The following is an 11,892-nucleotide window of genomic DNA, read 5'->3' as shown; positions in this document are numbered from 1 at the left end:
CCAATTGTTTCTGAATCTCTTTCGATGAAAACCCTTTCTTGGTAACGCTCATTAGAAACATGGTTTTGTACCAAATTAAGAATGAAAGATTAGAATTTTGCATAATCGTTCCACTTTTCAAGGAAATTCTTTTACGACACTTTTTGCATTCGTAGCTCCAGATGCTTTTAATCCAGAAATGCTCCTTGTGACCGCACTTGCAAACCACTCCGATTTTATCTCTCTGCTCCTTAAAATGAATTCTGCAATCTTCCTCTCTCCCAAAATGCGTTGTAAAACTAAATATATTCATCTAACTAATTAAATTATAAGTAAATATACGAAATTATGTGTAATTACGGATATTCATATAGAATTTAAAAGAATTTGTAAAAATTAATTTAAACAGATAAAGTAATTAGGTGCCCAGAACGCACACTATAAAACATGCTGATTTTCTGAGCAAGTAATATAAATAACTGAAAAAGTAAACATTTATTGTAGTAATGTGTTATGCCTGATCTAATAATTATTTTCTTAAAATTTCTAAAAAAACACAGACAATATCCGGCATCAAATATACACAGATCTTTACAAAACCTGTTACGGTTTCCCATAATGTAAAAATTATTTTTATAAATAATAAATTGTAAAACCTTGGGTTATAGAAAAATGATCGGCAAATGAATTACAGGCTTTTATAATTTTTTGGTATGAAAAAGCAATAGGTTTGCAATTAATTAAAATCACTCTAAGACGAACTAATTCCTAATCGCTTCTTAAAAGCATATTTTCCCTAAAAGGCTATTCAAAGAGTTTTTCATCGACTCAAATAGGGGAATTTTGCTCATTCAGTCGCTTGATGTTAGGCTACTAGGTAAAAAGGAGCCCACGCCGTTGTATATACTGTTGAGTATTTAGTGAGTGTTCAAAACCTCACCCTACGGGTGTACAAGCACCCTCATTTTTTTAGCTATCCAATAATCAATTCGATGCCTGCCTTCTCTGCCTTATATTTTATTTTGGTTTGCAATTCATAATAACTCCAGTTTCTAAGCACAAACTCCTTTTCTTTTGCAATGCCTATTTTGTCCTCCTGACTTTTAAGAATAAGTGTTCCGGCCTGTTGCTGGATGCAAAAATCAATTAGCTTCCTGCTGTACAAGTGAAGCCGATAGCTTACATAACGGCTTTCCAAATTTTCTGTTTTATAAAGTGCCTTTTGTTTCCGCTTGGCTCCATTTCCCGAATGGGCATAGGCAACTCCCGCTTGAATTCTTTTCTGACTTGCCTGAATTGCAAGCCTGCGGTATAAAAACTCTTCTTTTGAGCCAATATTGATTCGTACGTTATTAGCCTTTACTACAATAGGATGTTCCAGAGAAAGAGAAGCTTCGGCAATGACTTCGGGCTTTAAAAGATGCTCTTCTTTCTCAAATTCAAATACGGCAAGCCAATAGATTTTTCCGGCTTTTAGTTGGATCTGTGATGTGCAAAGCTTTATCTCTGTCCTTAACAGACGTTCCATTATTAATCGTTTATCTGAAAAGTCTTTCCCCAAATAAGTTTTAACCGGAATAGCAAACATATTGAAGCAAAAAGCTTTTTTTTCATGATCATATCTCATTTTGCTCATACATTTGACCGGAAGCGGAATAGGAATGTCTTTTTTAAAATTCTTCAATGATCTTAAGCCCTGCCAGTAATCAGCCTTATTTTTAGAAAAGGTAGATTGGATCGTATTATTCAGGCTTCCGAGAATATCGGTAGGAATTTCTCCTTTAAAAAGGTCATAGACTAGGCGTGCGGTTGTATTGGTTTTCGAACGGGTGAACATTCCCATTTCATCTTTGCTTGCATCAGCCAGCTTGTACTGGATTTCTTCGGTTAGGTAAAAGAAATCCTTGATCATTTCCTGAACATACAAATGGGAAGCTATTAAGTTAGCCGCCCGGAAGCAGCGGTTCTGATACCGATACAGTTTTTCCCACATTTCATTTTTTTCATGGGCAGGAAGATCGATCAGTAATTGAATTTTTCGGGTCAGTGTAATAGTGGATTTTTCCATTTCAAAGCGGTATTTCAGAAATGTTTTGACTTTGTATATATTGATAGGCATGCAGAAATTCCCGATGGACTTCCTTTTCATTGAGTTTAAGTTGTTCGGCAATAGCCGCGAAAGAAGAGTTTTGCTCAAACCTTCTTTTTATAATTTCGAGCTGTTGACTGGTAAGCTTTTGCGACTGCTCGTTAATATCAGAAGCTTTTTCCTGTGGCTGTTCAAAAGAACTTTTATTTAATATTTCCCGAAGATCATCGATGGCCCTGCTCACCTCATTGCTTATGGCTGTCACACTGCTTCCAATTACTTCTGCAATCGGCTTGTACCGAAAACCATATTCTAAGCACAGTTCAATCAGGTGTTTTCTTTTGTCATCCAATACGTTCAAAACCTTTTTAACCTCATCAAAATTTTTCTGATCGGATTCCTGGCTGAGAAGATACGCTTTATCGTGCATGGGATCGTAACCTGCAAGATAATCCTGATAATTTTCAAAGCGTTCAAGGGAAGTAATTAAGCGGATAAATTTATTTTTCGGAGCATTGAAATACGATATGCAATCTCTTTTCAGAACAAACTTTAAAAAACCAAGAATATGATTCGGGATTTCAATGGTGTCGCGGTGCAGCCATAATTTAAGGAATGTATCCTGAATAAGAGTTTCAACAACAAAATCATCGTCAAGCATTTGTCTTCCATACCAAAAAAGCAGTCCTTTATAGCGTAGATGAATATGTTCCAGAGCGCTTGGACTGCCCTTTTTCAACAGTTCGTACATCTGAAAATTGCTTAACTTTCGGGACAAAGAGTTTGTTCTTTTCATAAACAGCGTATTTTATCTATTTTATTGCTTGAAGAAACTGCTTAGATAAAAAAAATAAATTCTCCGCCTCAAAACACCAACTCATTGCATATTGCCCAAAATAAAATGCGCGGAACTCAACTTATTGACTAGAGATTCTAACATACCTTGTGTACGATAATTAACCCGTGTGACAGCCGTGCGCCAACTTATCTCCTCATACAAAAAATTACCAGTTTTCTAGTCGAGAATCTAAACAATAGCTTCGATATTTTTTTAAACTATCGCAAAAAACATCTTCATAAATAATCTATTCCAAATATATTAAAATATTCTAATGTGGGAATAATTACCCACTATTTATTTTTTGTTTCTATGGAAATTGCTATCAATTTGTTTGATATGAAAATGAACTCTGAAAAAATTGCTTTCCTAAAAGGCTTTGGAAAGAGGATTCAAATATTGAGAGAAGAGAAACAACTTAGTCTTAGACAATTAGCACAAAATTGTGAAATTGATTATAGCGATATTAGTAAAATAGAAAAGGGTTTAAGAAATATTCAGATGTCAACTGTAGTAGAATTGGCCAAAGGACTTGATGTGCATCCACAGCAATTATTCGATTTTAAATTGAACTGCGAAAAATGACTCTCGAACAATGTTTTTTTTCATAAAATCAATAGAATACCAATTGATGTCGGTATCTATATGCGGAAAAATGATGAGAGTATTGGAAAGATAGATTACCAAAAGTTAGCGAACGACTCAATCTTACCTGAGATATTCACTGGCAATATGCCCTTACCAGCAATAAACGCAGCATATTGATTATAATATCCACGACGCTTAAACTGCTTTACGAATTTCGCAATTCTGCAGAGCCTCACCACATTGTATCACATCTATATTTCCCTGGTGATACTAACAGCCAGACCTTGTATTCATGAGACTTTACGGCATTTTCAAAAATTTAGGCCTACCATTATGAATACTCCACCCATAGCAAAGCCATAGTAAAGCCATACCAAAGCCATGGATAGTTCATGGATTGAAAACAAAGCTCTTATTGTAAAGTTCTCAAAATAACAGGCAAATATTATCAATTCCTCAAAATAGAGGATACCCAGTACAAATAGGTCTCATAGCTATACAAATCACCAATAAAGAAGATTATCGAAATACTTACACCTCATCTGTCTCGTCTTCTACCGTTGACCAGTGATTCTCCTCAAAAGACTGGCTGTCGAGTGCCAGCAATTCGGCCTCACGTTCCAGAGATTTCCGTAGCGTAAAGGTAATCATATCCTTATCTTTCTCTTTGGCCAGCCTTCTGGTCATCGCTTTGTCAATAAGTACAAACCGTTTCCCCATGCGTCTTGCCGTGTACTTTCGCATACCGTTTTCCTGGAGGATGTCTACAGCCATATCTACAGCAGTCCGCAGCGTCTCGCGGTAGATGTGGTCAACATTTTTATTGAGAAAATCGTAGGCATCCAGCCGGTTTTTGGCCCTTACAAAAATCTTGAGATCAGGATAATTTTCTTTGGCATAGTCCACCAGCAATTTGTTTTTCTCGGCGTCATCCAGGCACAATACCAGCAGCTCGGCTTCCTCAATCCCTGCCGCACGCAGAAGAGCGGGTTTGGTAGCATCACCGTAATAAACATTAAACCCATTGGAACGGAGCAATGCGACCCTGTCCGGGTCATTGTCTAATACAGTCGACCGTATACCATTAGCTTTTAGCAGGCGGCCTACCGTGCTGCCAAAAAAACCAAAGCCTACAATGATAACCTTGCGCTGCTTGATGATACCCAAATCTTCATTTTCTTCGGTTTCCGGCTTTATAAATCTTTTATCAAGCAGTTTTTCTTTAAAAATTAATAACAGTGGCGATATACACATCGTGATGGCCACAATAGCCATCAATTCTCCATTAGCCTGATAATCTATCAAATACAGACTGACCGCAAAATTAACCAATACAAAGGCAAATTCTCCAACCTGCGATAGTGCTAAGGCGAGAAAAACACTTTGTTCGTTGTTCATTTTATAGTATTTGGCAATCCCAAACAAAACGAGAGCCTTCACAGCCAGAACGATAATCGCAGAAGAAAAAATAAAAACAGGCTTAGAGGCAATGATGTTGAAATTGATTGTAGCACCTACACTGACAAAAAACACCGCCAACAATAGGCCTTTAAATGGGTCAATGTCACTTTCCAGCTCATGGCGAAACTCGCTGTTGGCTAACATCACCCCTGCAATAAAGGCACCCAAAGCAGGACTGAGATCCACAGAGATCATCAGCTCTGACACCCCGATAACCAGGAACAGGGAAGCAGCGGTTAACAACTCATTAAGCCCCGACTTTGAAACAAAACGCAGAAAAGGCGTAAAAATATAACGGCCCAGCAGGATGAGAGCCAACACCGCAAAAATAATAGTGAAAGGTTGCAACCAGTCAGGCAGGTACTGCAAAAGGATTTTCTCGTGTCCGGCCTGGGATACTGCAGTCTGGGATTTGGACAAAAAGGGCAACAGTGCCAGAATAGGGATAACCGCTATATCCTGAAAAAGGAGGATAGAAAACGAGGCTTCGCCACTCACAGTCCGGAAAAGGTTTTTCTCCTTCAGTGTTTGTAAAACTATAGCTGTGGATGACATCGCAAAACATAAGGCGATGATTAATGATTTTTTTAAACCAAATCCGGCAATGTAAAAAACAATAAAGATTCCGGCGATACTCAAAAGCATCTGACTGAGGCCCAGCCCAAGAATACGCTTCCTGATCTGCCAAAGTTTTTGAGGCTCCAGCTCAAGACCAACCAGAAAAAGCAGCATGATAACCCCCAACTCAGAAGCATGCATAATATCAGCCGCATCCCGCCCGGTCAGTTGGAGGCAAAAAGGCCCAATAACAATACCTGCCAGGATATAACCTATTACCGAACTTAGACCCAGTTTTTTCCCCAGCGGAACCATAATAATGGCTGCACCAAGAAAAATAAGAATGGTCATTGCTATTGAGTTCTGCATCTATTCTGTTCTAATTATTTGTGATAATTCTGCAACGTAGCCATCCAGCTGCGATGGACTGAGATCGTCCGCATTATAGATCACCTGCAACTTTTTCAGTTTTATTTTATTAACGTTAAGAGATACTCTGAGGCCGGCCAATAAAGTCTCTACACTCACGCCGTACTTACCGAGGCTTGTGTAACTCGAATGCCTTCCACCTACGCTGGACACAATAATAGCATCTTTTCCGGAAAGGATATTAAGGCCATCCTCTGTAATCCACCGCATATCAAAAACCTCATCAATCCATAATTTGAGTAATGGCGGAAGGCCAAACCAGATTAATGGAAAATGAAAAATAATACGGTCAAAGTCAACAATTCTTTTCCTTTCTTTAAATGGCTGTATATGAAAATCGGGATAGTCTTCATACAAGTCACGGAACGTTATATTTTCTATACCTTCATAACACTCTATCAGTCTTACATTTGTAGTAGAATGTTCAAAATAGGGATGCGCAAAAAGGACCAATGTTTTTTTCAAAGAAACCTGATTTTGGTAAAAATAGTGTTTTTTCTGAGGAAAGTCAATAGCTGCGTTAGGCAGTATTAATAAAAATTAAAAAACGCACAAACAATGATATACATAATAAAATATCGTTAAAATGACACCTCATCTATTTTCTGTCATTCAAAATATTTTAAAGATCATTAATAGATAGACAATTATTCTTATTAATTATCACTATTTCCCCAATAAAAAATAATTTTCATTGAAATATTGCTGTATATATTTGCATAAAATACAACACAAGCAAATGATAATGAATGGAATAAAATTTATTTTTGTCCTCCTGCTGTTACCTCTATCACTTTATTCTCAAAAGGTAGATTACATCTATAGCAACTTCAACGGTTACTGGAATACCGGCATGTCAACAACCCCTATTAATAATGATTGTGAGCTGTTAGCCTTCCGGTATAACAATGGCACAAATACATTGGTGTACGCCACAGGCGTTAATAATGCCATCCTGACAAACAATAACGTGAGTTATCAGAATACCAGATTCCGCTCTTTGCCCATCAAAGATATTGTCTTCCCTGCCAATGCGGCCGGCGAACCAATATCCGGCTCGGGTGGGCCTTTTCTTTTTGCGTTTGCGTCGGGAATAGATGGCAACGTTAGCCAGGCGCTGAAACCACCTTTCAACTTTCCGGATTACAAAATTTCGGTAGCGCTAAACCGTGGAGAAAGAGGCTTGGGATTAGGTGCCGCACTTACCAATGTCCCTTCTACAACACCTTTGGTTATTACTCTTCAGAACAATCTGGATTACACCAAAATTAGTGATGGGATCCCCGATCTCTTCTTTACCCAGCAGGCCGATCCCGGTACCAACGGGTTTGACCAGGTATGGTTTGAAGATGCAAACGGCAACATGATAGGTAACAGCGTGACGATCAATTTTTCTTCTAATTCGCAGAATCCCGCAGTTGGGAAATGGAATATTGATTTCTATGAAATCAAACAGAACACACCCGTATGGAACACCAACAGCCCAAGAGATATAAGACTGTTTGCCACTGATCTCTCATCATTTGGTTTATCGGCTTCTAATTACAGCAGTGTAAAGACTCTTAAATACCGTTTTAATGGACAGAGTGACCCCGGAATATTAGCTTATAATGAGGATACATTCCATTTCTTTTTGGCGAATGACGATTATGCTACCACTAATCCCGGCACATCGGTTAACATTCCCGTACTGAATAATGACCTTTTCAATTCTGCCAATCCGCCCACGCTCACTATTTTTGTGCCGCCGGCAGAAGGCACAGCAGTGGTATCGGGCAATCAGATTATTTTTACAGCAGCTGCGGCATCACAAACCAATAAGACAATCGTCTTCGAATATCAGATCTGCGACTCCAACCAATGCGATAATGCAAAAGTGACTGTAACAATACCGGGCGGTTATTGTACAAAACCTTTTAATAGTGCTGTTGCTGATTCTTATGCCAAAGTAGGGATTAGCACACAGGCAACACCAGTTGGCACATGGCCTCTTAGTGTGCCCAATGCCTTTCTTACACTGGAGTCCAAAAATAAAGGCCTTGTATTGACCAGGACAACACCATCTGCCGTGCCTGCTGCAAATCTCGTAGAAGGCATGCTGATCTATGACACAGCAGAAAAATGCGTGAAACTTTACAATGGCACTTCGTGGCATTGCATCCAAAGAATTTGTATTGACTAGATTAGGCGAGTGCATATGACCATTAAAAAGAATCCAAATATGAAAAAAACAGGACTAATAATAGCATTTTTACTATTTTGTAACAGCTTAAGCGCGCAGGTAGCTATTAGTAAAACTCCAGACCATCCTGGGGCTATCTTAGATTTCCCTCAGAATACGACCAACGGGATTGTACTGCCTGCTACTACCGAACTTCCTGCCAGTTTGCCGGATGGCAGCCTGCTGCTTGACAGATCAGACCTTAAATTAAAGTGAAACAAAATGCAAACTGGTCCGAAATGAGCAGTGCAGGAGATGTATCAAAAATAGCACAAAACACAAGCAACGAAGTTGGCAAAGGTGTAATTATAGGTAACAATACTTCTGCAGCCACAGGTGTTCTCATTTTGGAAGCTACAGACAAAGCCCTGGCACTTCCTCAGATTGCATCTCCCCAGACCAATGTAAAAAGCCCATATCCTGGAATGATATGTTATGACACCATAACTAAAACGGTTGCTGTCTTCAACGGCAAAGTGTGGAGCTTTTTAAAGTAAAAGATTGTTTTATTAATATTGCCAAAAACATAAAAGGTTTGTAACACACCGTTACAAACCTTTTTACGTTTTATAAATCAACACGCCTTTTAGATAATTTACTGTTAATGAAATTTATTAAAATGCAAGTTACATGATCTTCAAGTTCTCGGAGATTCTTATGATTCTAAAGACAAAATTATAAGCCTGCACAACAGGTGAACTACTTTAAGCTTATACCTAATTGAGCCTCGGCTTTTGTTTAGTTGCTTAAAATAATTAGCTAATAAAATTATTACCAGCCGCCAGAAGCACCGCCGCCGCCGAAACTTCCGCCACCGCCGAAACCTCCAAAGCCTCCGCCACCACTGCTTCCACCGCCAAAACCGCCACCACCAAAACTTCCTGGAAAAGGGAAAAAACCACCACTGTAGCGCCTTCTTCCTCTTCTGGATAATGTCACATCATCATCATCATAATTGCCTCCTCCTCTGTTATTGCTGTTAAAAATGCTGATGAGAATAACTACGATAACAATCATCGCAATTACAGATCCTACGCTTAATCCATTCTCTTTTTGCTGCTTTTTAACAATCGGTTTGAATTTCCCCTGAACCGCTTCCATAATAGCAGATGTACCACGGTCGATCCCGTTATACCATTCTCCTTTTTTGAAAGACGGCGTTACCAGGTAATCTATGATCTGTCCTGCAACCGAGGCAGTCAAATATTGCTCAACAGCCCGACCCTGCTGGATAGACATCGTGTGATCTTCCGTCGCAATCAGGAAAACAACGCCATTATCCACGCCTTTTTGGCCAATCCCCCACTTTTCACCATACATAGTTGCCAGATAATTCACATCTTCGCCACCTGTGGTTGGGAGAATTATCACCTCGATCTCTGTTGAAGTAGAATCGGAGAATTTGATTAGTTTTTGATTAAGAGCATCCTTTTCGGATTCTGAGAGTAATCCGGCTTTATCATAAACCGGATAAAGTACTGCAGGTTTTTCCGGCACCAACTGAGCTTTGGAAAACAATCCAAAAATCAGGAACAATGTGGCAATATATCGTTTAAGAGAAGCTGATATCATTGGGTAGTTCATTGATATTTTCCCCATCAACAGGGAAATATTTTTTCAGTTCGAGTCCGGTTTTGAGGATCGCATTTTGTAAACCTTGGCAATATTTTTCTTTGGCAAATTCAGAAGTGATCTCATCATGCAAGTTATCCCAAAAAGATTGTTTAACTTTTTTATGAATCCCCTCGTCACCGATAATTGTAAGATAATGGTGTTCAAAATTGACATAGAACAGCACGGCATTTCTCTCTTTGGTATGATGCATGTCCAAAGAGCGGAAAATTGCAAAAGCTTTGTTAGCAAAATCGTCTTCGGCCGTAGAATCGATATGCACACGAATCTCTCCCGAAGAATGGTCTTCAGCTATTTTGATGGCTTCCACGAGGGAAGCCATCTCTGTATCTGTAAGGAAATGATTCATTATTCTGAAAATACACTTGGTGCTTTTTCTGCGCCAGCGTCAGATTTGAAAGTTGGTTTCACCTTGAACTTCGGAAAAAAAGCAGCAACAATATTGCCAGGGAATTGCTCTACCAAGTTATTGAATTTTTCTACAGAATCATTATAATAAACGGTTTCTGAACGGATGCTGTTTTCAATAGCTGTGTATTCTCTCTGGAAGTTGATATACTGCTGGTCCGCTTTGAGATCCGGATATTTTTCTACCACCATAAGCAATCTTCCTAAAGCGCCACTTAACTGGCTTTGAGCAGCCTGGAATTTTGCCATATCAGCTTCTGTCATATTCGTAGGATCTACATTCACAGAAGTTGCTTTTGCTCTAGCTTCTGCCACCTGAGTCAGGGTTTCCTGCTCATATTTGGCGTAAGATTTTACGGTTCTTTCCAAATTAGGAATCAGGTTTGCTCTTTTTTGATAAACCGTTTCTACATTCGCCCATTTTTTAAGGACTTCGTTGTTCGCTACTACCATAGAATTATATCTTCCGGAAACGGAAAATCCAATGATTGCAATGATAACAGCAATGACAACTAATACAATACAACCTTTACCTTTCATAGTTTGATGTGTTTTAAAATTTTTACTTAAACCAAATATACAAATTAAATGCTAGAGCCGTATTTATTTTTAATTTAATGGAAAAAATGAGCTTCTCTTGGTCAAGCTTAGGATAAACTCCACTTCAGCCTGACATATTTTATGAGCTTCTGGAGCCTCAGCCTGACAAGTTTTATCAACTCGACAATATTGTGGGGCTTCGACAAGCTCAGCCTGACATATTTTATGGGCTTCGAGCGCCTCAGCCTGACAAGTTTCAGGGAAGATCAAAGCAAAAATTATTTTTCAAAAAGCTTGGCTTCTTCCCAAAGTTCATCCATTTCTACAAGATTAAGGTCAGCTAGACTAAGGCTTTTAGACAAAGCCAACTCTTCCATTTTTTGAAACCTTGAAATAAATTTTGAATTGGTTTTTTCCAAAGCTGTATCAGCATTAAGGCCGGAGATTCTGGCATAATTAATCAATGAGAAAAATACATCACCCAACTCCACTTCTTTTTTATCTTTTTCTGTTTCCTGATGGAACTCCTGCAGTTCTTCCCTCACTTTTTCCCAGGCATCATCGGCAGAATCAAACTCAAAACCAATCCCTTTTACCTTATCCTGAATCCTGTAAGCTTTGATAATCGGCGGTAAACCTTTCGGGACGCCTGATAAAATGGACTTATTCCCTTCTTTCAGTTTCAGTTTTTCCCAGTTTTGTTTGACCGCTTCCTCATCTTTCGCAACGGTGTCGCCATAAATATGAGGATGACGGAAAATTAACTTTTCGTTCAAAGAATTGATGACATCAGCCATATCAAAACTCTCTTTTTCTGAACCGATTTTTGCATAGAAAACCAAATGCAGCAAGACATCACCCAACTCTTTTTTGATTTCCTGCAAGTCCTCATTCAAAAGCGCATCAGACAATTCGTAAGTTTCTTCCAAAGTGAGATGACGCAAGGTTTCAAAAGTCTGTTTCTGGTCCCACGGACACTTTTCCCGCAGGTCATCCATTATATCAAGAAGCCTTCCAAAAGCCTCTAATTTTTCTTGTTTTGTATTCATCTTGTATTATTTATTGGGGCAGCTATTCCGCCTTCCGCTATTATCTTTTTGCTCGGCATAGCCTCTCGCAAAAAGGATAACCGCTCAAGTCGGGCTGCAC

The 11,892-nt window shown here is 38.9% G+C and carries 12 protein-coding genes and 1 pseudogene; 4 read left to right on the top strand and 9 right to left on the bottom strand.

Features of this window, described 5'->3' with window-relative positions; translation table 11 throughout:
• The 3 genes and pseudogenes from B0B05_RS12835 to B0B05_RS12825 form a co-directional block, all read right to left on the bottom strand.
• A pseudogene (locus tag B0B05_RS12835) lies at nt 1-292 on the bottom strand (IS1595 family transposase); the annotation flags it as partial.
• Between the two features lie 660 nt (nt 293-952).
• Nucleotides 953-2,047: a hypothetical protein gene (locus B0B05_RS12830; protein WP_076784028.1), complete on the bottom strand. Its 1,095-nt coding sequence runs from the start codon at nt 2,045-2,047 to the stop codon at nt 953-955.
• Between the two features lies 1 nt (nt 2,048).
• Nucleotides 2,049-2,864 (bottom strand): RNA polymerase sigma factor, encoded by an 816-nt coding sequence (locus B0B05_RS12825; protein WP_076784027.1) that lies wholly within the window; start codon nt 2,862-2,864, stop codon nt 2,049-2,051.
• 318 nt (nt 2,865-3,182) lie between these two features.
• On the opposite strand from B0B05_RS12825, the gene B0B05_RS12820 reads away from it, so the two are divergent.
• On the top strand, nt 3,183-3,491 hold the full coding sequence (locus B0B05_RS12820; RefSeq protein ID WP_245799330.1) for a helix-turn-helix domain-containing protein: 309 nt from the start codon (nt 3,183-3,185) through the stop codon (nt 3,489-3,491).
• A 534-nt stretch (nt 3,492-4,025) separates the two neighbouring features.
• On the opposite strand, the gene B0B05_RS12815 is transcribed toward B0B05_RS12820, so the two are convergent.
• Together B0B05_RS12815 and B0B05_RS12810 are read right to left on the bottom strand one after the other, a co-directional pair.
• Nucleotides 4,026-5,882 (bottom strand): monovalent cation:proton antiporter-2 (CPA2) family protein, encoded by a 1,857-nt coding sequence (locus tag B0B05_RS12815; protein ID WP_076784026.1) that lies wholly within the window; start codon nt 5,880-5,882, stop codon nt 4,026-4,028.
• A complete protein-coding gene (locus B0B05_RS12810) occupies nt 5,883-6,407 on the bottom strand; it encodes an NAD(P)H-dependent oxidoreductase (RefSeq protein WP_076784025.1) in 525 nt (174 codons plus the stop codon).
• A gap of 280 nt (nt 6,408-6,687) precedes the next feature.
• On the opposite strand from B0B05_RS12810, the gene B0B05_RS12805 reads away from it, so the two are divergent.
• The 3 genes from B0B05_RS12805 to B0B05_RS12795 are packed head-to-tail and all read left to right on the top strand — an operon-like array spanning nt 6,688 to nt 8,660.
• Nucleotides 6,688-8,124 carry an Ig-like domain-containing protein gene (locus tag B0B05_RS12805; protein ID WP_076784024.1) on the top strand — a complete coding sequence of 479 codons (1,437 nt, stop codon included), beginning with the start codon at nt 6,688-6,690 and terminating at the stop codon, nt 8,122-8,124.
• A 39-nt stretch (nt 8,125-8,163) separates the two neighbouring features.
• A complete protein-coding gene (locus B0B05_RS12800) occupies nt 8,164-8,379 on the top strand; it encodes a hypothetical protein (protein ID WP_143746025.1) in 216 nt (71 codons plus the stop codon).
• 23 nt (nt 8,380-8,402) lie between these two features.
• The gene (locus tag B0B05_RS12795; protein ID WP_143746024.1) at nt 8,403-8,660 is read left to right on the top strand and encodes a hypothetical protein; all 258 of its coding nucleotides are present in this window, start codon (nt 8,403-8,405) and stop codon (nt 8,658-8,660) included.
• Nucleotides 8,661-8,934: 274 nt separating this feature from the next.
• Here the strand turns inward: B0B05_RS12795 and B0B05_RS12790 are convergent, their stop codons facing one another.
• The 4 genes from B0B05_RS12790 to mazG form a co-directional block, all read right to left on the bottom strand.
• Complete coding sequence (locus tag B0B05_RS12790; protein ID WP_076784021.1) at nt 8,935-9,735, bottom strand: TPM domain-containing protein; 801 nt, start codon at nt 9,733-9,735, stop codon at nt 8,935-8,937.
• A complete protein-coding gene (locus tag B0B05_RS12785; RefSeq protein WP_076784020.1) occupies nt 9,716-10,147 on the bottom strand; it encodes a TPM domain-containing protein in 432 nt (143 codons plus the stop codon). The genes B0B05_RS12790 and B0B05_RS12785 overlap by 20 nt, the downstream gene beginning before the upstream one ends.
• Nucleotides 10,144-10,743, bottom strand: coding sequence for a LemA family protein (locus B0B05_RS12780; RefSeq protein WP_076784019.1), 600 nt, complete (start codon nt 10,741-10,743; stop codon nt 10,144-10,146). Before B0B05_RS12780 ends, B0B05_RS12785 begins: the two co-directional genes overlap by 4 nt.
• Before the next feature lie 278 nt (nt 10,744-11,021).
• Nucleotides 11,022-11,792 carry a nucleoside triphosphate pyrophosphohydrolase gene (gene mazG / locus B0B05_RS12770; RefSeq protein ID WP_076784017.1) on the bottom strand — a complete coding sequence of 257 codons (771 nt, stop codon included), beginning with the start codon at nt 11,790-11,792 and terminating at the stop codon, nt 11,022-11,024.
• Between the last annotated feature and the right edge of the window lie 100 nt (nt 11,793-11,892).

Origin of the sequence: Epilithonimonas bovis DSM 19482 (genome assembly GCF_900108115.1) — a bacterium.
In the GTDB taxonomy this organism is placed as follows: domain Bacteria; phylum Bacteroidota; class Bacteroidia; order Flavobacteriales; family Weeksellaceae; genus Epilithonimonas; species Epilithonimonas bovis.
Note: the sequence above shows the minus strand (reverse complement) of the source record. Positions and strands in the feature narration are given on the sequence as shown.